The 22598-nt window shown below is 74.4% G+C and carries 17 protein-coding genes and 3 pseudogenes; 14 read left to right on the forward strand and 6 right to left on the reverse strand.

Features of this window, described 5'->3' with window-relative positions; translation table 11 throughout:
* The first annotated feature begins 4 nt into the window (after positions 1-4).
* The 7 genes and pseudogenes from ABD198_RS07705 (at position 5) to ABD198_RS07735 (ending at position 5106) form a co-directional block, all read left to right on the forward strand.
* The gene (locus ABD198_RS07705) at positions 5-538 is read left to right on the forward strand and encodes a DoxX family protein (protein WP_343998775.1); all 534 of its coding nucleotides are present in this window, start codon (positions 5-7) and stop codon (positions 536-538) included.
* Positions 539-565: 27 nt separating this feature from the next.
* Positions 566-984: pseudogene (locus ABD198_RS07710) on the forward strand (cytochrome P450); the annotation flags it as partial.
* A 194-nt stretch (positions 985-1178) separates the two neighbouring features.
* Complete coding sequence (locus ABD198_RS07715) at positions 1179-1367, forward strand: hypothetical protein (RefSeq protein ID WP_343998778.1); 189 nt, start codon at positions 1179-1181, stop codon at positions 1365-1367.
* A gap of 22 nt (positions 1368-1389) precedes the next feature.
* Positions 1390-2082 (forward strand): hypothetical protein, encoded by a 693-nt coding sequence (locus ABD198_RS07720; RefSeq protein WP_343998780.1) that lies wholly within the window; start codon positions 1390-1392, stop codon positions 2080-2082.
* Entirely contained in the window at positions 2079-3080 is a 1002-nt protein-coding gene (locus ABD198_RS07725) for a DUF6895 family protein (protein WP_343998782.1), read from the forward strand. The genes ABD198_RS07720 and ABD198_RS07725 overlap by 4 nt, the downstream gene beginning before the upstream one ends.
* The gene (locus tag ABD198_RS07730; RefSeq protein ID WP_343998784.1) at positions 3077-3994 is read left to right on the forward strand and encodes a DUF6895 family protein; all 918 of its coding nucleotides are present in this window, start codon (positions 3077-3079) and stop codon (positions 3992-3994) included. Before ABD198_RS07725 ends, ABD198_RS07730 begins: the two co-directional genes overlap by 4 nt.
* A complete protein-coding gene (locus ABD198_RS07735; RefSeq protein WP_343998786.1) occupies positions 3991-5106 on the forward strand; it encodes a serine hydrolase domain-containing protein in 1116 nt (371 codons plus the stop codon). The genes ABD198_RS07730 and ABD198_RS07735 overlap by 4 nt, the downstream gene beginning before the upstream one ends.
* Positions 5107-5314: 208 nt before the next feature.
* On the opposite strand, the gene ABD198_RS07740 is transcribed toward ABD198_RS07735, so the two are convergent.
* From ABD198_RS07740 to ABD198_RS07755, 4 genes and pseudogenes are all read right to left on the reverse strand, one after another.
* The gene (locus tag ABD198_RS07740) at positions 5315-6697 is read right to left on the reverse strand and encodes a trypsin-like serine protease (protein ID WP_343998788.1); all 1383 of its coding nucleotides are present in this window, start codon (positions 6695-6697) and stop codon (positions 5315-5317) included.
* A 157-nt stretch (positions 6698-6854) separates the two neighbouring features.
* Positions 6855-8519, reverse strand: coding sequence for an alkaline phosphatase D family protein (locus ABD198_RS07745; protein WP_343998790.1), 1665 nt, complete (start codon positions 8517-8519; stop codon positions 6855-6857).
* 391 nt (positions 8520-8910) lie between these two features.
* Entirely contained in the window at positions 8911-9675 is a 765-nt protein-coding gene (locus ABD198_RS07750) for a metallophosphoesterase family protein (RefSeq protein ID WP_343998791.1), read from the reverse strand.
* Positions 9672-9887, reverse strand: a pseudogene (locus tag ABD198_RS07755) (hypothetical protein); the annotation flags it as partial. The pseudogene ABD198_RS07755 and the gene ABD198_RS07750, both read right to left, overlap by 4 nt.
* A 347-nt stretch (positions 9888-10234) precedes the next feature.
* On the opposite strand from ABD198_RS07755, the gene ABD198_RS07760 reads away from it, so the two are divergent.
* The 4 genes from ABD198_RS07760 to ABD198_RS07775 all read left to right on the forward strand — a co-directional run bounded on the left by ABD198_RS07760 (position 10235) and on the right by ABD198_RS07775 (position 17281).
* On the forward strand, positions 10235-10858 hold the full coding sequence (locus tag ABD198_RS07760; RefSeq protein WP_343998792.1) for a hypothetical protein: 624 nt from the start codon (positions 10235-10237) through the stop codon (positions 10856-10858).
* A gap of 26 nt (positions 10859-10884) precedes the next feature.
* Entirely contained in the window at positions 10885-15243 is a 4359-nt protein-coding gene (locus ABD198_RS07765; RefSeq protein ID WP_343998794.1) for a cation-translocating P-type ATPase, read from the forward strand.
* 326 nt (positions 15244-15569) lie between these two features.
* Complete coding sequence (locus tag ABD198_RS07770) at positions 15570-16649, forward strand: zinc-dependent alcohol dehydrogenase family protein (protein ID WP_343998796.1); 1080 nt, start codon at positions 15570-15572, stop codon at positions 16647-16649.
* Positions 16650-16681: 32 nt separating this feature from the next.
* Positions 16682-17281 carry an Rv1733c family protein gene (locus tag ABD198_RS07775; protein WP_343998798.1) on the forward strand — a complete coding sequence of 200 codons (600 nt, stop codon included), beginning with the start codon at positions 16682-16684 and terminating at the stop codon, positions 17279-17281.
* Between the two features lie 131 nt (positions 17282-17412).
* On the opposite strand, the pseudogene ABD198_RS07780 reads toward ABD198_RS07775, so the two are convergent.
* Positions 17413-18078: pseudogene (locus ABD198_RS07780) on the reverse strand (class I SAM-dependent methyltransferase); the annotation flags it as partial.
* 110 nt (positions 18079-18188) lie between these two features.
* On the opposite strand from ABD198_RS07780, the gene ABD198_RS07785 reads away from it, so the two are divergent.
* A complete protein-coding gene (locus ABD198_RS07785) occupies positions 18189-18641 on the forward strand; it encodes a flavodoxin family protein (protein WP_343998800.1) in 453 nt (150 codons plus the stop codon).
* A 59-nt stretch (positions 18642-18700) separates the two neighbouring features.
* Here ABD198_RS07785 and ABD198_RS07790 read toward each other — a convergent pair whose 3' ends face one another.
* The gene (locus tag ABD198_RS07790) at positions 18701-19750 is read right to left on the reverse strand and encodes a YihY/virulence factor BrkB family protein (RefSeq protein ID WP_343998802.1); all 1050 of its coding nucleotides are present in this window, start codon (positions 19748-19750) and stop codon (positions 18701-18703) included.
* Positions 19751-19849: 99 nt separating this feature from the next.
* Here ABD198_RS07790 and ABD198_RS07795 point away from each other — a divergent pair, with 99 nt between their 5' ends.
* Both ABD198_RS07795 and ABD198_RS07800 read left to right on the forward strand, forming a co-directional pair.
* Positions 19850-20482, forward strand: coding sequence for a GNAT family N-acetyltransferase (locus tag ABD198_RS07795; protein WP_343998803.1), 633 nt, complete (start codon positions 19850-19852; stop codon positions 20480-20482).
* Positions 20483-20702: 220 nt separating this feature from the next.
* Complete coding sequence (locus ABD198_RS07800) at positions 20703-22595, forward strand: DUF1996 domain-containing protein (protein ID WP_343998903.1); 1893 nt, start codon at positions 20703-20705, stop codon at positions 22593-22595.
* Positions 22596-22598 lie beyond the last annotated feature (3 nt).

The following is a 22598-nucleotide window of genomic DNA, read 5'->3' on the forward strand; positions in this document are numbered from 1 at the left end:
GTCCATGAGTGTGCTGCGTGTCCTCGGCCGCCCGATGCTGGCCTCGATGTTCCTCGCGGGCGGCCTGGACTCCGTCCGCCGCCCCCAGGACGTGGCTCCGGCCGCCGAGCCCGTCGTCCAGCCCGTCACCGAACGCGTCGACGTTCTGCCGGACCGCACCGGGCAGGCGGTGCGGCTGAGCGGCGCCGTCCAGGTGGTGGCCGGGCTGATGCTGGCCACCGGACGCATGCCCCGCCCGGCCGCGCTCGCCATCGCCGCCACGCTCGTGCCCACCACCCTGGCCGGACACCGCTTCTGGGAGGAGGACGACGCCGAGGCGCGCAGCGGCCGGCGCATCCACTTCCTGAAGAACCTGTCCATGCTCGGCGGACTGCTGATCGCCGCCGACGACACCGGCGCCGCCCCCTCCCTGCTGTGGCGCGGCCGGCACACCGCCCGTGACGTGCGGCGCGACGCCCGCCTGGTACGGCGCTCCCTGCGCGCCGGAGCCGTACCCGCCACCGTGGCCGCACGGGTACGCGCCAAACTGCCCGGCTGACGAACCGGCCCCGGCGTGCCGACGCACGCCGGGGCACACCCGATGCGGCAACCCGCGGACCGGGCGTTCGTGCCGTTCCTCGGCGGACTGGCGCGGCGCGCGACCTGATGTGGCGCGGCGAATGGGTCCCGGCCGGGGGACTGGTGCTGCTCGACGTGTACGGGCAGAACCACGACGAACTGCTGTGGGGCGACCCGTACGCCTTCCGCCCGCGGCGCCTCCTCGGCCGGCCCGCCGGACGCGACGAGCTGATCCCGCAGGGCGGCGGCGACCCGGCCACCGGACACCGCTGCCCCGGAGAGGGCCTCACCGTCGGCGTGCTGGAGGCACTGGCGGCGCGTTTGGCCCGAATGGAGTACAGGGTGCCGGAGCAGAATCTGACCATTCCCCTGCACCGGGTCCCCACCCGTCCGCGCAGCGGCTTTCTGATGGCCGACGTGCGCTGAGACCTGCGCTCCCTTGGCCTGCTACCGGGTCGTCATGTCCCGCGGAGGCCCGGCGCGTCGGCCCTCTCAGGGCCCGTCAAGCCCAAATGGTTGAACAAGTTACGGAAGTTGTATTTGGGTAAGTTGGCATTATTTGTCCGATATGGGTAAATCGGGAGGTGCAGGTACTCACTACACCTCAGGGAGATGGTGTCATGCAGACCGAAGACAAGGTCCTCGACAAGCTCACCGGCGTGCGCAGCGCCGACATCGAGGCCGCACTCGACCCGGCCGAGGCCGACGGTGTGTTCCGGGACAGCAGGGAGTGCGCCGGCCTGGCTCTGTTCGCCGGCGGCGGCAAGCTGCTGCTCTCCCCGCCGACCCCGCGCCCGAAGAAGGGCTGAGTGAGTCGACGGGAGTAGCAAGATGGAGCAGTCAGGCACTTCGACCCTCTTGCAGGGCGCGGTGCAGGACCTCGCTTCCTCAGTGGTCTCCGCTCTCCGGAGCGGAGACCACGCCCATGCGGTCCTCCCCGCGGGGACCGAGGAAGCCGGAGACGTCACTCTCGCCGCCGTACGCGTCCTGGGCGCCGACGCCATGCTGCCCGGCACCCTGCTGGGCACCCCGCCGGACCCGGCCCGGGTGGCCGTGTTCCGCAAGGCCGTCGAGGCCTACCCGCCCCGCGCCGACGCCGCGCCCACCGTCCGCTGGAGCCACTGGGCCATGGCGCGCGCCCTGCGCCAGGCGGACCCGTCCGTCCCCGAACGCCCCGAGGAGCCCGACGCCGGATGGCTCGACGGGGCGAGCTGGCAGTTCCTCACCCACCAACTCGCCGTACTGGCACCGCTCGCCCTGCCCGGCGAGGACGACGCGGTGGCCCGCGCCGCCGGCCGGCGCACCGTCGACGTGGCCCGCGGCTTCGTCCGCGCCGTGCGCCGCAGGGACTGGCGGCAGGCGGCCGGCGTCGGCCGGTGGCTCACCCTGCTCCCCGGCGTCCCCGAGACCCTCGGCCTGCGCGCCGGCCTGGAGTTCGTCGAGCTGATGGGCGGCCAGGACCCGCAGGTCGCCCTGCAGTTGGAGGCGGCCCGGCTGCTCGCACGCACCGGGGCACTCGTGTGACCGCGACCGGCACCCGGGAGATCCGGGAGGTCGCCGAGCACGCCTTCGCCTGGACCGGCGCACACCTCGCCGCCTTCGCGCTCGGCGAGGACGCCCTGGCCGCCGACGGCGAGGTCGACCACAGCTGGAAACCCCTCGGGGAACTCGCCCAGGTGTGCGCCACCGTCTCCCACCACACCGCCCCCGACGACCCCCTGCACACCCGCGCCGGAGCGATGCAGGACTTCGCCTGGCGCCAGACCGGCGAGGGCGAGCTGTTCCGGCGCATGCAGCGCCTCGAACCCTTCGCCACCTACCCGCTGGAGGTGTACGGCGCCTTCGCCTCCGCCGGCTACCGCCACCGGGCCTACGAGGAGGCCGCCGCCGTCGTCGCCCGCACCCGCAGCTGGTGGCTCACCGAGCAGGAACCCACCAGACGCCTCGCCGTCCTCAGCGCCGAGGAGCGCAGCGGCATCCGGCGTGCCCCGGTCGAGGAACTGCTGCCCGCCGGCACCTGGCTCGCCGGGCGGCCCGAACCGTGGACCTTCGAACGGGACGCGGGCTACGCGGCCACCCATGTCGTCTTCCACCTCACCGACTGGGGACGCAACCCCGCCGGGCTGCCTCCGGCGCTCGCCGACTACCTGTACGACTGGCTCCCGGCCTGGCTCGACACCTGCCTGGAGGCCGGCATGTGGGACCTCGGCTGCGAACTGCTGGCGGTCGCCGCGACCGTACCCCGCCTCACCGGGGAACCGGCCCTGGACGGCGCCTGGGAGCGCATCCGCTCCGCCCAGCGCCCCACGGGCGCCCTGCCCGAACTGGAACACGCCTCCGGCGGCGCCGAGGCCGGAGCCGACGACGACCCGCACTACTTCATGAACCACTACCACTCCACCCTCATGGCCGCCTTCGCCGCCGTGCTGACCACCGCCCGGCCGGACGGCACGACCGGCAGGGCGACCGGCGAAGCGGGCCGGAAGGGGCCCCGGCACAGCGGACAAGGAGCGCCCGCATGACCGACACCCGCCTGATCCACAACGTCGGAGTGGGCGCGATGGAATGGCTGTGGGCCCACCGTGACGGCTTCCGCCTGGAACCCGACGTCGACCCCGAGACCGGCTTCCTGGAACGCTTCAAGCCCATCGGGGAGCTCGCCATGATCTGCGGCGTGCTGTTCCGCGAGGGCGTCGCCGGCTCACGCCAGGCCGAGCTGGCCCGCCGGCTGCTCGACACCACCTGGCGCGAGACCCTCGACGGCGGCCGGATGCTGGTGCGCGGCCAGCGCATCGAACCGATGTCGCCCATCCCGTTCGAGGTCTACCTGCCCTACCGCGAACTGGGCTACAGCCAGCCCGAGATCGAGCGCTGGGCCGCGATGCTCCAGCGGATCGACGGCTGGGAGGTCTTCGAGACCACCCCCACCCGGCGGCTCGGCCTGTCCGCCTTCCAGCGCCGCCTCGGCCTCACCCCGCGCCCCCCGGAGGCGGAGGCGGTCAAGGGCACCTGGCTCGCCCGCACCCCCGAACCCTGGATGGTCGAGGGCCGGATCGCCTACGACATCACGCACTGCGTCTTCCACCTCACCGACTGGGGCGAGCGCCCCGAGGGCCTGACCGCGGACATCGCCGACTACCTCGAGACCTGGCTGCCGGTGTGGATCGACGACTGGCTGGACCTGGAACGCTGGGACCTGCTCGGCGAACTCCTCGTCGTCGACGCCTGCCTGCCCCGCCCCACCCTCGACGAGCGGGCCTGGAAGGCGTTCGCAGCGGCCCAGCAGCCCGACGGAGCCATGCCCGCCATCCGGGAGATGCCCGAGGGCGAACCCGACGACGTCTTCGACGTGGTCTACCACTCGACCCTCGTCGCCGCCTTCGCCTCCGTCCTCGCCACCTCCCGCGCCCTGAGCGAACTGGCCGGCGCCTCATGACGACGGCGTACCGCACCCCCTGGCCGGGCAGCCCGCTGCGCCGCGACGACGAGCTGACGGTCCGGCACATGCCGCGTCGTGCGGGCGAGCCGGAGGCCGGCCACGGGGACGACGACTGGGGCGCGCGGCTGGAGGCCGCCGTGGCCGCCGCCGACGCGCCCGACGCCGTCTTCGCCGTCTCGCACCGCGGGCGGCGCATCGTCCGCACCGGCGGCACCGCACCGCCCCCGCACCGCCCCCGCGACGCCGTGCGCTACGAGATCGGCTCCGCCACCAAGGCGTTCACCGGGCTGCTGATGGCGGACCTGGTCGAGCGCGGCATGCTCACCGGCGGAGAACCGGCCGCACACCTCCTCGACCCCACCCGGCCGCCGGACCCCGCGCCCGTGACGCTGGCCCACCTGATCACCCACACCGCCGGTCTGCCGGCCCTCCCGCCCGACTTCTACGTCCGCGCCCTCCCCGCCTGGCGCACCAACCCCTACGCCCGCTACTCCGGCGAACGCGTCGTCACCGCCTTCCTGCGCGGGCGTCCTCGGCACCGGCCCGGCACCCGCTGGTGCTACTCCAACTTCGGCGTCGCCGTGCTCGGTCACGCCCTGGCCGCCGCCACCGAGACGACCTGGCAGGACCTGGTCGCCACCCGGCTGCTCGAGCCGCTCGGCCTGCAGGGCACGGCACTGCGCCCCGACGACGTCGGACCGGACGCGGTCGGCCACGGCAGGAACGGCGCCGAGGTGCCGGCCTTCGACGCGGGCGGCTTCCAGGCGGCGGGAGCGGTCCGCGCCACCCCCCACGACCTGCTCACCTTCCTCGAGGCCCACCTCGACCCCTCCCGCGCCCCGGCCCTGGCCCCCGCCCTGCACGCCGTGCGCACCCCCGTCCTGCGGCGGGGCTTCAAGCACCGGCATGTGCACACCATCGCCTGGTTCCGGCATCCCACCGGCGGCGGTCCCCTGTACTTCCACAGCGGCGCCACCCTCGGCCAGCAGGCCTTCCTCGGCTTCCGCCCCGACACCGGCACCGCCATCGCCGCGGCCTGCACCCGCCGCTTCCGCTCCGGCGACCCCTTCGTGGCCGCGGCCTACGCACTGCTCGCCGACGAACAGTGACGAGTGGTGACGAACAGTGACGACGTGACGAATCGACCGCTGTGACGGACGACATGACGCCATGACTGCCAGGTCGCCGTGATCGCCATGTCGCTCTGTAATCATGACGCCATGACGACACACCGGAACGCCGGCCGCGGCACGGGGCCGCGGCCGGCGTGGCACGGGTCAGCCGGTCGGCGTGGCACGGGTCAGCCGGTCGGCAGGGTCACAGACGCTGCCACAGCGCCGGCGTGGCGGCCGGGGCCCACGCTCCCTGTGCCTGGTGGGTCTGCAGGCACTGGTAGCGCACACCGTCGCGGACCACGGTGGTGCCCGCCTCGTACACCCGGCCGGCGGCCCACTCCTCGGCCGTGCCGTCCTGCGGGGCCGGCAGCGTGGCCCCCGTACCGGCCGTGGTGAGGGTCAGCCCGAACTCGCTGAGGACCGGATTGACCGGCTGGTAGTACGTGGTGCCGCCCGAGGTGCAGTCACCGGAGCCGCCGGAGGTGACGCCCTGCGCCTGGGAGCCCGTCAGGTACGGGCCGCCGGAGTCGCCCGGCTCGGCGCACACCGTGGTGCGGGTCAGCCCGTTCACCCGGCCCTGGGGGTAGGTGACGCTGGTGTCGTGCTGCTGGATCGTCCCGCAGTGCCAGCCGGTGGTCGAACCGGAGCGGCACACCGACGCCCCCACCAGCGCCTGCACCGAGCCGGTGACCTGGACCTCCTGGCCGTCCTGCGCCTTCACGTCCGGCGTGGGCGTCCAGTCGTCGTTGACCGACGCCCAGGCCATGTCCACGCCCGGGAAGACGGAGTCCTCGAAGGTGCCCTGGGCGCTGCGGTCGTAGCCGGTCGTGGAGTCGCCCCGCTGACCGCAGTGACCGGCGGTGACGAAGCCGCCCAGGCTGCCCTCGGTCACCGAGAAGCCGACCGAGCAGCGCGCGGAGTCCTCGATGTAGAAGGCGTCGCCGCCGGTGACGTCCTTCAGCAGCCGCGGCCGGTCCTTGGTGGCGCGGATGCCGACGTCCTCCGCCTGAAGCCCCGCCGCCTTGATGAACGCGGCGCCGGCGGTGAGGCTCGTCGCCTGCAGAATGACCCGGTTCTGCGTCACGTCTACGTACCACACCGGGGTCTCGAGGGTCTTGACCCGCTCGGCGGCCGCGTCCAGCTTCTTCTTGGCCGCCCGCAGCTCGGCGAGCGGCCGCTCGACCACCCGCGCCGTCGCGCCCTCCGCCTCGATGGAGGCCACGTCGTCCTCGTCGGTGGTGGCGACCGTGAGCTCCTCGGCCGTCGCGCCCCGCACCCAGGCTCCGGCGAACCGGTCGCCCAGCGCGTTGCGCAGCCGGCCGGCGCGGGTGCCGGCCTCCGCCTCGTTGACCAGCCGCTCCGACGCCTGAGCCGGGGTCAGCTTCAGATCGCGCTGCAGGGCGTTCAGCACCTGCGGCGAGGGCCGGTCGGCGCCCAGGGTCTGGGCCGCGCCGGGCACGGGTCCCGAGGTGGGCACGGGCTCCGCCCCCGCGGACGCGGGAAGGGCGGCGAGGACCAGCGCGCCGATCGCGCCGAGTGCGCCGAGCGCGGTCCGGCGGGCGGTCCTGGCATGTCGGTGGACCATTCGGTACGTCTCCTTCGTTCGGGATGGCGCTGCCGCGGGCGCAATAGGTCTAGCCCGCGGCAGTCGACGCGATGTCAGGAGCGCCGTGCTTTCGCGCTTTGGTGACGCGGACGCGCCATGTGCAGTACCAGCGCGCGACGTACGGCCCCGTCCGTGATCAGGCGGGCTGCAGACCGGGCGCGCCCGCCTCGCTGACGAACGACGCCACCGTCGAGACCGAGGCGCCGGGAGAGGTCACCACGGGCACCGTCCGGAAGTCCGCCCGGGCGTTCTGCCGGTTCAGCTCGAGCCGCACATATCCGCGCCGGCCGTCGTAGAACTTCATGTGCGGGTTGGCCTGCATGTAGGTGTCCCAGTTGGACGGCCGCTGCGCACCGTCCCGGCCGCTGGCGACGGAGGTGCAGGTCAGTTCCGTGCCGAGGGTGGCGGAGTCGGGGTCGTCGAAGTCCTCTCTGATGTCGAAGGCGTACGCCACGTGCACGTCCCCGGTGAGCACCAGCCAGTTGTCCACCCCGGCGGCCTTCGCCCCGGCGACCAGCCGGTTCCGGGAGGCGCGGTAGCCGTCCCAGGCGTCCATCGACATCTTGGCGTTCGCGGTCAGGTCGAGCTTGCGCTGGGAGAAGCACACCTGCTGCGGCATCACGTTCCACAGGGCGCCGGAGGCGGCCCAGCCGTCGAGCAGCCAGCTCTCCTGGGCGTCGCCGGTGAGGGTGCGGGCCGGGTCGTCCGACTCCGGGCCGGGCGCGTGCGGGGCGTCACCGTAGGCCTGGTCGGAGCGGTACTGGCGGGTGTCGAGGATGTCGAACTGCGCCAGCGTGCCCCAGTGCAGCCGGCGGTACAGCAGCGCGTCGGGGCCGCTGGGCCGCTGGGCGGCGCGCAGCGGCTGGTTCTCCCAGTAGGCCCGGTAGGCGGCGGCGCGCCGCACCAGGAACTGCTCGGGGGCGCTGCCGTTCTCGTCGACGGCGCCCGCGTAGTTGTTCTCGGTCTCGTGGTCGTCCCAGACGACGACGAACGGGTGGGCGGCGTGTGCGGCCCGCAGGTCGGGGTCGTTCTTGTAGAGGGCGTACCGCAGCCGGTAGTCCGCCAGTGTGATGGTCTCCCGGTTGAACACCGCCGGCAGCACCCGGTCGGTGTAATTGCGCGCCCCGCCCGCGGAGTTGACGGCGTACTCGTAGAGGTAGTCGCCGAGGTGGAACACCACGTCGACGTCCTCCTGCGCCAGATGCCGGTGCACGGTGTAGTAGCCGTCGTGGTAGGCCTGGCAGGCGACGGTGGCCAGCCGCAGGCTGCTGGTGGCCTCGCCGGCGGGGGGTGCGGTGCGGGTGCGGCCCGCAGGGCTGATCCAGGTGCCGGTGCGGAACCGGTAGTAGTACGGCGTGCCCGGCTCCAGACCCTGCACATCGACGTGCACGCTGTGGCCGTACTCCGGATAGGCGGTGGCGGTGCCGCTGCGCACGGTCAGGACGAAGTACTCGTCGAGCGCCACCTCCCAGTCCACCTCCACCCGCTGCTGGCCGAGCCCCCCGTCGGCCTCGAACGGGGCCGGGGCGAGCCGGGTCCAGATCACCACCGACTCGGGCAGCGGGTCACCGGAGGCCACCCCGAGCGTGAACGGGTCCTCGGTGATGCGGGCCGGCTGCAACCGGGGCGCGGCGAACGCGCCGCGGGCGGGCAGGTTGGTGGAGAAGGCGAGAGCGGCGGCGGCCGCGGTGAGGGTCAGAAAGCGCCGGCGGGCCAGGTGCGGGGCTGCGGTGCGCAGTACGGCGTCGTGCGGGGAGAAGGCGTGCTCCGGAGCGAGTCCGGTACGGCCCGGCAGCGCCATGCGGTGTCCTCTCGTACGGGGCGGGGTGATCCGACGGCGGCGTCCTTCGTCACCGAGGCGGGCGCGCCCCCCGGCTGATGTGTGGCGAACAGCGGCCGCGGGGCGCGGAGCCTGCATGCTAAGCAGACAAAATGCCTAAAACGGGCGCGCCTGGCGGGCAGTTCACACAAGAGGCGGTACGGACACCCGGCAGCGGGCCGTGCAGGGCGGCGGAGAGCCGGGCGGAGAACGGCGGAGAGCCGGGCGGAGAACGGCGGAGAGCCGCGGCGGAGAACGGCGGAGAGCTGCGCGGAGAACGGCGGAGAGCTGCCGCCGAGAACCGTGAAGAGCGCCACCGGCGCGAGGCCGGTGACGCTCTTGGGGGAGTGCGGGAAGTGCGGCTGAAGGCGGGTCAGCCGGCCCGGTCCGTGCGGGCCGCGGCTCTCACCGGCTCGCGGGCCGGCAGATGGTAGACGTGGAAGGCGCGGCCGATCACCGGCTGCGCCACATTGCGCACCTTCACGCCCCCGGCGGTCATGCCGTGCTCCGTTCCGGCGTGCGCGTGCCCGTGCACCGCGAGATCCGCGCCGGCCGTGTCGATGGCCTCGGCCAGCAGATAGCTGCCGAGGAACGGATAGATCTCCAGTGGCTCACCGGCCAGCGTGTCCGCGACGGGGGAGTAGTGGGTGAGCGCGATCCGGGTGTCGCAGCCCTCGTCCGCCAGCCGCTCCAGGGCCGTGCGCAGCCCGTCGGCGCAGCGGCGCGAGTGCCGCACGAACTCCTTCATCACCGGCTCGCCGAACTCCCCGGCCGACCGCCCGACGAAGCCGCCCCCGAACCCCTTGGTCCCGGCGACCCCCACGCGGGCGTCACCGCACCGCAGCACCGTCCCCTCGCCCTCCAGCACCTGGGCACCGGCGTCCCGCAGCAGGTCCGACACCTCGTCCGGGCGGTCGTCGTGATGGTCGTGATTGCCGAGGACGGCGACCACCGGCACCGCAAGGCCCCGGATCTCGTCGGCCACGACCCGCATCTCCTCGGGCGTGCCGTGCCGGGTGAGGTCCCCGGCGAGCAGCAGCAGATCGGCACAGTCGGGCGGGGTGTCGAAGGCGGGCCGCAGCCGGCCCCGGCTGTCGGGCCCCATGTGGATGTCTCCGACGGCGGCGATCCGGATCATGGCAGCTCCTCCGCGTGGTCGGGCGACGAGGTCTCGCCGGCCACGACGTCGCAGTGGACCGCGAGCCCGGACAGTTCCTCGCGGACGGTGCGCAGCACGTCCTCGCGGCACGCGGCCGAGGGGACGGTCCCGGTGACCAGCACGGAGTCGCCGCGCAGTTCCATGTGCACGCCGAGCTCGCCCAGCTCGCCGGAGGCGAGCCGGTCCCTGAGACGTCCCGGGGAAGCCCGGCCTCGGGTGCCTCGCGCAGCGCCGACGGCGCCGTCGGCCGCCCGGGCGCGTCCTCCGCCAGCCGGAGCCCCGGGACGCCCGGACGCCGGGCGCGGGCGGTGTCCTCACTGTTCTCCGGCATGGGCACTCCCTTCGCCGCACCGGACGCTGCGCGCATTCGAATGCCCGCTCCCCGCGCACGCACGCCCCGGCGGTGCACCGCCCGCCCGCGGCCGGCGGCGCCCGGCTCGGGCGTACTGGGCAAGCGCTTCGGCCGCGCACGCCTGAATATGGGCGAAAGCAGGTAAACCGCTCGATGTGGCGCCCAGGCGCGCCCGTGGAGGTCGGCATGGCCCAGCACACGTCTCGAACGCCGGAGCTTCCCCAGCCGCTGCGGGCCGTCGCCTCGGGGCTGCGGCAGCTGCCCGGCGCCGCCCAGGCGGGCAAGGTGGCCGAGGCCGCCCTGGACCGGATCGGCGCGCTCTCCCCCCGCGGCCGCCGCATCGCCGTCTACGCCGGGGCCGGAGCGCTCGGCGTCGCCGGTGTCGTCGAGTGGCCGGTGGCGCTGACCGGGGCCGCCGTCGCCTGGTTCACCCGGCCGCGGCCCGGCTCGGCTGAGGACACCCGGCCGGCGGAGCACGAACGCGACGCCGCCGGGGCAGCCGCGACCACCCCCGCCGGCCCGGAAGCGGAAGCGGAGCCGTCCGGCGACCGAGGCCCCGGCGACCGGCTGGCCTCCTCCAGGCACCGGCCCGGGCCGGCCGCCCCCCAGGTGCACGAGCAGCCCGCCAAGGTGGGCGACACCGAGACCGCGGCCGCGCTGCGCAAGGTCGCCGAGGCCACCGTGCACCACGCAGCGCACGCCGCCCGCCCTCCGCACGGCGCCGGCGCCGGCGAGCGGATCCGCCACGACGGGCACGGCGGTGACGGGCACCGCGGCGACGGGCACCGCGACGACCGGCACTCCGGCTGACGCCAAGGACCAGGGACACCCTCACGATGCTCACTCGCCTCGATGTCGCGCCCCTCGCGGGAGCGGTGGCGGGGGCCGCCGCAGGCGCCGCCCGCAGCACCGCCCAGGGCCTGACGTCCGTCCACGACACCACGCGCCGCATCGGCCATGTCGCCCGCAACGCGCTGAGCGGCGGCCGCCACTGGCGGGCCGGACCGCGCCTCCACCTCGCCCTGCACCACCCCGAGGGCACCGGCGTCGCCCCGCTAGCCCGCAAGGTCGCCGCGGAACTCCTCGACCACCCCGATGTGCTCACCGCGTACTGGGACGGCGGGCTGTCCCGGCTGGTGGTGACCGTGGTCGAGGACGCGGCCGGGGACCGGGTCGCCCGGCGGGCCGCCGAACTCGCCGCCGAGGCCGGCCTGGCCGAGCAGGCCGGACCCGAGGCCGAGGAGGACGCCGCCCACCCCGGCGACCCCGGCGAGGTGCGCATCGCCGCCGCCGCGCTGCTGGTGGCCGCCGCCGGAGCGGCCGACCTCCTGGCCGGACGGGCGCTGCGCCTGCCGCCCAGCCCCAAGGCCGTCACCGCGAGCGTCAGCCTGCTGCGCGAGAACCCCCGCTTCCGGGCCCTGCTGCGCCGCCGGTTCGGCGCCGGCGGCAGGGAACTCCTCCTGGCCGCCGCCAACGCCGCCGCCCACGGCGCGGGCCAGTCACCCGTCGCCCTGGTCCTCGACGGACTGCTGCGCACCGGGCAGCTCACCGAGGCGGTGGCCCGGGCCGCCGCCTTCGAGGCGCTGCACGACGGGCTGTGCCGCGACGAGGGCACCGCCCTGCCCTGCCCGCCTCACGTCCGCCCGCCGCTGCGGGTCACCCCGGCCCAGGAGTACGCGGCCAACGCCGGCACCGGCAGCCTCGCCGGCGCCGCCGCCACCCTGCTGGTCACCCACGACACCCAGGAGGCCGCCGAGGCCGTGCTGGCCGGCTCGCCCAAGGCCGCCCGCTACGGCCCCGCCGCCTTCCTCACCGGCCTCGGCACCCACCTCGCCCGGTCCGGGGTCCTGGTGCGCAGCGACGAACGCCTGCGGCAGCTGGAGATCGCCGACTGCCTGGTGCTGCACGCCGACGCCCTGCGCAACCCCGCGGCCCGCGCCGACGCGGACGACGACGAGCGGGCCGCGGCGTTCGTCGACCCCGTCGCGCCGTTCGCCGAGGCCGTCCTCGACGCGGCCCGCCGGGCCGGCCTGCACGTGGTGATCACCGGCGGCCCGGACCTGAAGGACATCACCCGCATGGCCGACGAGATCGCCCCCGCCGACCTGCCGTTCGGCGACGTGGTGCGGGCCCTGCAGAACGACGGGCACATCGTGGTGAGCGTCGCCCGCGTCACCCCGGGCAGCCCACCCGGCGTGGCCGAGGGACTGCCCGCCGGGGACGTCGCCGTCGCCCTCGTCGACGCCCGCTCGGCCGTGCCCTGGGGCGCCGACATCCTCACCCCGGGCGGCAGCGCCGACGTCTGGCGGCTGCTCCGGGCGATCCCGTCGGCCCGCCGGGTGAGCCGCCGCTCCCAGACCCTGGCCCGCGCCGGGGCGGCCCTGTCCGGGCTGCTGGTCGCCCGCGGCGGAAAGCCCCGTGGCCGCCTGTGGCGTGTGCTCACCCGGCACGCCCCGGTCAACGTCGCCGCGGCCGCCGCCCTGTACTTCGGGTGGACCGAGGCGCTGCGCGTGGCCCGCGCCACCCCACCCGAACCCCACCTCCACGTGCCGTGGCACGCCATGGAACCCCACGAGGCGCACGAGCGGCTGCGCCGCGCCCGCGGCGAGGCGGAACCGCACGGACTGGCCGTGCTCGCCGACCGCTCCCGGCAGCACGCCGCACGGCTCGCCCGCACCCCCGTGGCCGCCCCCGCCCGCTGGACCTGGCAGGCCGCCGGAGCCGTCCGGCGCGAACTCGACGACCCGCTCACTCCCGTGCTGGCGACCGGCGCCGTCGCCTCCGCGCTGCTCGGCTCACTGGTGGACGCCCTGCTGGTGGTCGGCGCCATGGACATCAACGCCGTCGCGGGCGGTCTGCAGCGGCTGCGCGCCGAGCAGGCGCTCGCCCGCCTCGCCGCCCGCCAGCAGCCCAAGGCCCGGCGGCAGGAGAACCGCAGACGCACCGTCACCGTCGACGCGGCCCGGCTGCGGCCGGGGGACCGGATCAGCCTGGCCGCCGGCGACGTCGTACCGGCGGACGCCCGCCTGCTGGCGGCGGAGGGACTGGAGGTCGACGAGTCCGCCCTCACCGGCGAGTCGCTGCCGGTCACCAAGGCCGTCGAGGCGACACCGGGCGCACCGGTGGCGCAGCGCACCTGCATGGTCTTCGAGGGCACCACCGTCGTCGCCGGCCACGCCACGGCACTGGTGGTCGACACCGGCGAGCACACCGAGGCGGGGCGCGCCGTCGCCCTGGCCTCGCGCACCCCGCCGCCCGCCGGGGTGCAGGCCCGGCTGCAGGAACTCACCCGCAAGGCCCTGCCGGTCAGCTTCACCGGCGGCGCCCTGGTCACCGGGCTGTCCCTGCTGCGCGGCAGCCCGGTCCGACGGGCCGTCAGCGGCGGCGTCGCCGTGGCCGTCGCCGCCGTGCCCGAGGGACTGCCGCTGGTCGCGACCGTCGCCCAGATGGCCGCCGCCCGGCGGCTGTCCCGGCGCGGCGTCCTGGTGCGCACCCCGCGCACCCTGGAGGCGCTCGGCCGGGTCGACACCGTCTGCTTCGACAAGACCGGCACCCTCACCGAGAACCGGCTGCGCCTGGTCCGCGTCGCCACCGCCGACGGCACTGTCCTCGACCCCGGCGCCGGGGACGCCGTGGACGTCGTCCGGCTGGCCGCGCGGGCCTGCCCGCAGGAGGAGACCGGGCAGGGCCGCAAGGTCGCGCACGCCACCGACGAGGCCGTCCTCGACGTCGCCCCGCCCGACGACGGCTGGAAGCCCAGCGGCGAACTGGCCTTCGAGGCAAGCCGCGGCTACGCCGCCGCCGTCGGCCGGGACGAGTCCGCCGGCTCCGCGCACTCAGGCGAGCTGCTGGTGGTCAAGGGCGCACCCGAGGCCGTCCTGCCCGCCTGCCCCGGTCTGCCCGGCCACGCCACCGAGACCGCCCACGCCCTCGCCGCGCAGGGACTGCGCGTCCTCGCCGTGGCCCGGCGCCCCTGCCGGGGCGGCGACCCCGCCGAGGAACTCGAAGGCGGCCTCGACGGACTGGAGTTCGCGGGATTCGTCGCCCTCGCCGACGTCCCCCGCGACACCTCCGAGGCCCTGCTGGCCGAGCTGCGGCGCTCCGGCATCCTGCCCGTGATGCTCACCGGCGACCACCCCGAGACCGCCCGCGCCATCGCCCTGCAACTGGGCTGGCCCGAGGAGACCGAGGTGGTCACCGGGGACGAACTGGTCGCCATGGACCGGCGCGAGCGGGTCCGCGCCCTGCACGGCGCGGGCGTCGTCGCCCGCGTGGCGCCCGAGCAGAAGCTGCACGTGGTGGAGGCGCTGCAACAGGCCGGCCGGGTGGTGGCGATGGCCGGCGACGGCGCCAACGACGCCGCCGCCATCCGCGCCGCCGACGTCGGCGTCGGCATCGAGGCCCGCGGCTCGGCCGCCGCCCGCAACGCCGCCGACCTGGTGCTGACCACCACCGACCTGTCCGTCCTGGTCGACGCCGTGGCCGAGGGCCGGGCCCTGTGGCGCAGCGTCGCCGACGCGGTGAGCATCCTCATCGGCGGCAACGCCGGCGAGGTCGGCTTCAGCGTGCTCGGCACCCTGCTCGCCGGTTCCTCGCCGCTGTCCACCCGGCAGCTGCTGCTGGTCAACCTGCTCACCGACATGTTCCCCGCCATGGCCGTGGCGGTGACCCCCAGCGACGACCCGGCGACCGCCGTGCACGCCGCGACCGGCCCCATGGGGCTCGACGCGCTCGGCGCCCCGCTGCTGCGCGCCATCCGCCGACGCGGTGTGACCACCTGCCTCGGCGCGGTCGCCGCCTACCTGGTCGGCCGGCTCACCCCCGGCAGCGACCGCCGTGCCACCACCATGGCGCTGTGCGGCGTGGTCGGCGCCCAGCTCGTGCAGACCCTCTCCGGCCGCCGCCACAGCCCGCTGGTGTGGACGACCGCACTCGGCTCCGCCGCCGTGCTCGCCGCCCTGGTGCAGACCCCCGGCGTCAGCCACTTCTTCGGCTGCACCCCGCTCGGCCCGGTCGCCTGGACCGGCGTCGCCCTTGCCATCACCCTGTCCGCCCTCGCCCCGCGCCTGGAACGCCGGGCCGCCGTCCGTCACGCCTACGAGGCCGCCTCCCGCCTGCTGCTGCGCCTCGGCGCCCACGCCCAGCAGGCCCGCCACCTCCTGCACAGCGGCATCGCCCGCCCGGTGGTGTCGTAGGCCCGGTGGTGTCGTAGCGCCCGCCCCCGGTGGTGCCGTAGCGGAGCACGAGAAGAGGCCGACGGGGGAGTCCGCGCAGGGTCGGTCAGGGCACCCTCGCGAGGGGTCCGGCGGGGGAGTCCGCGAGGGAGCCGGCGGGGAAGCCCGCGAGGGGTCCGGGCAGCCCAACCTGCCGGGACGTCCGGCCCGCGCGGAACCGCCGCCGTTCGCCCAGACTGGAAGATGCAGGGCGGGCCGCAGGACCCCCTCCCCGGGCCCGCCGACTCAGGCGGGCGCGGCAGCGCCCGACGCCGTGGCCCGCCGCGAGCAGAAGGGTGAGGAACGGCATGAAGGGCTACGTCTTCCACGGCCCCGGGCAGTCCGCCTGGGAAGAAGTCCCCGATCCGGACATCAAGGAGCCCACCGACGCGATCGTGCGGGTCGACGCCGTCACCATCTGCGGCACGGACCTGCACATCCTCAAGGGCGACGTGCCCGAGGTGCAGCCGGGGACCGTCCTCGGACACGAGACGGTCGGTGAGATCGTCGAGACCGGCGGTGACGTGCGCAGCGTACGTCCCGGAGACCGCGTGCTCGTGTCCTGCATCACCGCCTGCGGCCGCTGCCGCTTCTGCCGCGAGGCCATGTACGGCCAGTGCCGCGGCGGCGGAGGCTGGATCCTCGGCCATCTGATCAACGGCACCCAGGCCGAGTACGTCCGCGTCCCCTACGCCGACCTGTCCGTGCACGCCCTGCCCGGCGCGGTCGCCAACGAGGACGCCGTACTGCTGGCCGACATCTTCCCCACCGCCTACGAGGTCGGCGTGCTCAACGGAAAGGTGCGGCCCGGCGACACCGTCGTGGTGGTCGGGGCCGGACCGGTGGGGCTCGCCGCCGTCGCCACGGCGCACCTCTTCTCCCCCGAGCGCGTCATCGCCGTCGACCTGGCACCGCCCCGCCTGCAGGCCGCCCGCGACCTCGGCGCGGAGGCCGTCGTCGACGCCCGCGAGGGTCCGGAGCAACTGGTCGAGGACCTCACCGACGGGCTCGGCGCCGATGTGGTCGTCGAGGCGGTGGGCGTACCCGCGACCTTCGAACTGTGCACCCGCATGGTGCGGCCGGGCGGTCGCGTGGCCAACGTCGGTGTGCACGGCGCCCCCGCCACGCTGCACCTCGAGAGCCTGTGGATCAAGAACGTCACCGTGACCACCGGCCTGGTCGACACCCACTCCACGCCCACCCTGCTGCGCATGCTGGCCGCCGGCCGGCTGCCCACCGGACCGCTGGTCACCCACACTTTCCCCCTGGACCACATGCAGGAGGCGTACGACGTCTTCGCCAACGCCGCCGAGACCGGCGCGCTCAAGGTCGTCCTCGGTGTGCCCCAGCACGAGGTCGTCCCGGTGCAGCAGACGCAGACGTCCTGACCTCCGCCCCCGATGCGAGGAGGTGAAGCGCGATGGCGCGGACACCCGGTGCACGGCCCCGCAGGGAGCGTCTGTGGCGCTGGCGCCGGAACCCGCTGCGGCGACGCAGCGACGTCGCCGAGGCCTGGGTGCAGCTCGCCACCCACGTCCTCGCCCTGCTGACCGCGGTGTGCGTCGGCCTCCTGGCGGCCGGCGCCGTCGGCTCCTCCCTCGCCGACCGGCGGGCCGAGGCCCGGCCCGTCACCGCCGTCCTGACCAAGGGCACCGCCGACGCGGTGCCCGCACCCGTCACCGACGACGGCAGCGCCGGCGTCTGGACGACCGTCCGGTGGACCGACCGGGACGGCGCCACGCACACGGGCCGTGCCGAGGTCCCGCCCGGCAGGAAGGCCGGCAGCACCGTCACCGTCTGGACGGACGGCAGTGGTCGGCTGGTCACCAAGCCCCCCGAGGGCGTGGAGGCGCACTTCCAGGTCGTCATGGGCGGCGTCACGGTCGGTGCCGCCTGCGGCGGGCTGATCCTGGGCGCCGGATGGCTGGTGCGCAGGAGGATCCGGCGCCGCGTCCTCGACCAGTGGGAGGCCGAGTGGCAGTGGGTCGAACCGATGTGGCGCAAGCGGATGACCGGCTGACCCGTCCGCCACGGGCGGAGGGCCCGGCCCGGGTCAGTCCCTCCGCGCACCGCCCCGGTCAGTCCCTCCAGCGCGCCGCCCCGGTCAGTCCCTCCGCGTGCCGTCAGGGCCGTCCGCAAAGCCTCCGTGCCCTCCGCACGCCGGGCGTGCACGAACAGGTGCGGCTCGGGCCGGGCGTCGGGATGGGCCGGCGTGAACATCACGCTCTCCTGGGACTCCACCGTCAGCCCCGCCGCCCGCACCACCGCGACGACGTCCTGCGCGGCGAAGCTGGTGACCCGCACCGGCTGCCCCATGAAGACGCCGTCGAAGTCCTCCACGTCCAGCGGCACGGTGGCCAGCGCCAGCAGACCGCCCGGCCGCAGCGCCCGCGCCAGCCGCTCCACCAGCCCGGCCTGCTCGGCGCGCGACATCTGCAGCAGCGAGAAGTAGACACAGACCGCGTCGAACGAGCCGTCCTCCAGCGGCATCGTGTGGATGTCCGCGCACACGAACTCCGCCCCCGGCACCTGACGGGAGGCGGTCTCCACCATCACCGGGGACACGTCGACCCCGAGCACCCGGTGACCTTCCTTGGCGAGCGTGGCGGCCGTCGGCCGGCCCGTACCGCTGCCGACGTCCAGCACCCGGGCGCCGGGCGGCAGCCGTTCGGTCAGCCAGCGCAGCGATCTGCGGTGCGCCTCGGAGGAGGCGAACGCCTTCTCGTACCGGCTGCCCAGCGCATCGAACACCACCGCCGCGGGCGGCCTGCGCACCTCATCGACCACTACGCACCCCGTCGTACCCGGTCCTGACATTCCGACGCGCGGGCATCGTCCCACCCCAGTGCACTCCCCACAACGCCGCCCGGCCGTACGGGTGCGGGCGCGGCTTGCGCGGCGGCGGGAGCGCACGGCAGGGTCGGGGTGTGCCGACACTGCTGATCGTCCATCACACGCCGTCGCCCAACTGCCAGGCGATGTTCGAGGCCGTCGTCGACGGCGCCACCGCCCCCGAGATCGAGAACGTCGAGGTCGTGCGCCGGGCCGCGCTCGCCGCCACCGCGAGCGACGTGCTGGAGGCCGACGGCTACCTCCTCGGCACGCCCGCCAACCTCGGCTACATGTCAGGGGCGCTGAAGCACTTCTTCGACCAGATCTACTACCCCTGCCTCGACTCCACCCGCGGCCGGCCCTTCGGCGTCTTCGTGCACGGCGGCAGCGACGTCACCGGGGCGCTGCGCGGCATCGAGTCCGTCACCACGGGCCTCGGCTGGCGCCGCGCCGCGGACACCGTCACCGTCACCGGAGCGCCCGACAAGCAGGCGCTGGAGCGCTGCTGGGAGCTGGGCGCCACCGTCGCCGCCGGGCTCATGGAATGAGCACCGGGCCTGCGAGGCACGGGCTCATGGAGTGAGCAGCGGGCCTGCGAGGAAGCGCGTCAATCCATCCGCCGGCGGTCCTGCTCGTCCCACGCCCGTGTGTCGCGCGGCTGGGTGTACGGCTCGTCCTCGGGCGGATGGCCCCCGGCGATGGCGCGCTGGCGGGCGATCTCCGCGTCGAACTCCAGGCCCAGCAGGATCGCCAGATTGCTGATCCACAGCCACACCAGGAACACGATGACGCCGGCCATGGTGCCGTAGGTCTTGTTGTACGAGGCGAAGTTGGCCACGTACACGGCGAAGCCCCCGGAGGCGACCAGCCAGATCAGCAGGGCCAGGAAGCTGCCCGGGGTGATCCAGCGGAACCCCCTGACCTTCGCGTTGGGTGCCGCCCAGTACAACAGCGCGATCATCAGGACCACCAGCAGGACCAGGACCGGCCACTTGGCGATCGACCACACGGTCACGGCGGTGTCGCCCAGGCCGAGCACATCGCCCGCACGGCGGGCCAGGTCACCGGTGAACACCACGATCAGCGCGCTGATCACCGCCAGCACCATCAGCACCACCGTCAGCCCGACCCGCACCGGCAGCACCTTCCACACCGGACGGCCCTCGGGGATGTCGTAGACGGCGTTGGCGGAGCGGATGAACGCCGCCACATAGCCCGAGGCCGACCACACCGCCAGCACCAGGCCGACCAGCGCGACGATCGAGCCGGTACCTGCCCCGCCCTGCAGCTGCGAGACCGCCTGGGCGAGGATGTCGCGCACCGCGCCGGGCGCGAGGTCCTGCACCTGCTCCATCACCCGGTCGATCGCCGACTTCCCGGCGATGCCCAGCAGCGACACCAGCACCAGCAGCGCGGGGAACAGCGACAGCACCCCGTAGTAGGTGAGGGCCGCCGCCCGGTCGGTCAGCTGGTCGTCCTTGAACTCCCGCAGACTGCCCTTGAGCGCGGCACCCCACGACTGCTTCGGCAGCCCGGTGGGCGTGTCCGGTGCCGCCCGCTCCACCTCGGCGTCCGGGCCCGGTTCCCCGGCCGCCGGCGCCTCGTCCGTCGTCTGGTCCGTCCTCTGGCCGTTCCGGCCAGGCAAGTGCAGCTTCATGAGCGCCGGGTAACCAGGAGCGGGCGGAGCCAACCCCGCGAGCGGAAGCGCACCCGAAAGTGGTTGTGGGAGCGCTCCCAAGAGGGCACCATTCCGTACATGATCTCCACGCCGACGATCCGCCCGTACCGCCCCGGGGACCGGGACGCCCTCGACGACATCTGCATCCGCACCGCCCACAACGGCCTGGACATCCGCCCGGTCTACGCCGACCCCTCGATCCTCCCGGCCACCTTCGCCGCACCCTACGTCCACCTGGAGCCGGACCTCGCCTTCGTGCTCGACGACGGCACCGGCAGCGCGGTCGGCTACATCCTGGGCACCGCGGACACTCCGCGCTTCGCCGAGGAGTTCCGCACCACCTGGCTGCCGCTGGTCGCCGCTCGGTACCCGGAGCCGTCCGGGGAGCCGGGCACCCCGGACGAGGTGATGGCCCGCCTGCTGCACCACCCCGAGCGCATGGTCCTGCCCGAACTGGCCGGCTACCCCGCCCATCTGCACATCGACCTGCTGCCCGAGTGGCAGGGCCGCGGCTTCGGCCGGGAGCTGATGCGCACCTTCCTGCGCGCGCTGCGGGACCGGGGAGTGCCCGCCGTCCATCTGGTCATGGCCAACGCGAACAAGCCCGCCCGCACCTTCTACGACCGGATGGGCTTCGAGGTGCTCGACGTGCCCATGGACGCCTCGGTGACCTGCCTCGGACGCCCGACGGCCGACCCGGACCGGCCCTGACGCCCCGTCACCGCTGAGCGACGGTTCTGAAGATGTTCCGAAGAACTTGTGAGGCGATTGAACACAGAGCGGCCGCCCTGCGTATGGGGCGTGGGAATTCCATGCTGACCCCCCGCGACTGAAGCGTAGGAGTACTGCCTTGGCACGCAACACACGCAGACGCCCGAAACAGCGAGCGACCCTCGCCGCGTTCGCACTGATGCTGGGCGGAGGGGGGTTGATGGCGGCCAATGTCTACGCTTCCGCGACCGTGGACGGGGACAACCAGGCTCAGGTGCTCAACGGCGCCACCATCGACTGCCCCGACGTGGCCACCCAGCTGACCGCGGTGCCCGAGCAGGCCCGAGGGGAGGTGGACAAGGAACTCGCCGCGCTGGACCAGCAGATCGCCGACGCCTACAAGCGCATCGCGGAGTCCACCCAGGAGCTCCAGCAGGACCCGGACTTCGCCCAGAACGCGATCGCCGAGCCGCTCGAGGAGAAGCGCTCCGCGACCCTCTCGCGCATCGCGACCGCCATCGACCGCGTGGGCGACCGGCCCGAGGGTCTGGAGAAGCTCGCCGCCTGCACCGTGCGCGAGTCCGGCAACAACACCGCCGCGCAGGACGGTCAGGACCAGCAGGGCGACCAGGCCGGCGACGGCGGCCAGGACCAGGCCGGCCAGGACCAGCAGGACGGTCAGGACCAGCAGGGCGGCCAGGACCAGCAGCAGGGCGACGAGCAGGGCCAGCAGGGCGGCAACGGCGGCCAGGCCGGCAACGGTCCCGTCCCCGGCGACTACGTGGACATCAAGAGCGTCCAGCCGAACGTCGCCGAGCCCGAGCCGGGCGCCAACGCCTCCACCGGCACCTTCTCCAGCGAGTGCGGTGTCAACGCCAACGGCGTGTTCAACTCGGACAACGTGATCGCGGCGCCCGGTGTGAGCAACGGTGCCCACCACTTCCACGACTACATCGGCAACCAGGACACCAACGCGTTCTCCAGCGACGAGGACCTGGCCGCGGCCGAGACCAGCTGCGAGGACCAGCGCGACAAGTCCGCGTACTACTGGCCCGTGCTGCGCCTGCAGAACGGCAAGCAGGAGCAGGACGCCAACCAGCCCGGCGGCGGCATCGAGGGCAACGTCGGCGAGATCGTGACGCCCAAGGACGTCACCCTCACCTTCGTCGGCAACCCGCAGAGCGAGGTCGTGGCCATGCCCCGCCTGCTGCGCATCATCACCGGTGACGCCAAGTCCTTCGTCAACGGCCCGGCCAACGCCAACGCCTCCTGGAGCTGCACGGGCTTCGAGGACCGGCAGCTGAAGGACAAGTACCCGCTGTGCCCCGAGGGCAGCGACGTGGTGCGCACCTTCAAGTTCCAGAGCTGCTGGGACGGCCGCAACATCGACAGCGCCAACCACCGTACGCACATGGCGTTCACGGACGAGAACGGCAACTGCCCGTCCGGCTTCAAGGCGATCCCGCAGCTGGTGCAGCGCATCGTCTACGACGTGGACGCGCCGAGCCTGGAGGACGGCGGGAAGACCACCCCGCTGTTCGCGGTGGACTCCTTCCCCGAGCAGCTGCACAAGCCGATTACCGACCACGGTGACTTCATCAACGTCTTCGACGAGGACCTGATGAACGAGATGGTCGACTGCATCAACAGCGGCCGCGAGTGCGGCGCCGGCGACGGCGGCAACGCCGGCGGTGACAACGGTGGCGACGCCGGTGACAAGCCGGGTGACGACGGCAAGGGCGACCAGCAGAACCCGTCGGAGCCGCCGCGGGAGACCCAGCCCGCCGAGGAGCCCTCGGGCGGCGAGAACGCCGAGCAGCCCGGCGTGAAGGCCTCCACCCCGGCCAAGGACGACGCCGGTGACGCCGGCAAGGACGACGGCGGCAAGGGCGACGACGGCAAGGGCGACGGCGGCAAGGGCGACGACGGGGGCCAGGCCGCCCAGGCCGCTCAGGTGCCCGGCAGCCTGCCGGAGCTCGAGGACCGTACCGAGGCACAGGCCGAGTCGGGCAGCCTGGCCGAGACCGGCGCCCAGATGTGGCCGGCCGCGCTCGGCGGAGTGCTGGTCATCCTCGGCTTCTTCGTCCTGCGCAGCGTGCGGCGCAACGCCTGATCC

The organism is Streptomyces thermocarboxydovorans (genome assembly GCF_039524635.1).
GTDB lineage: Bacteria > Actinomycetota > Actinomycetes > Streptomycetales > Streptomycetaceae > Streptomyces > Streptomyces thermocarboxydovorans.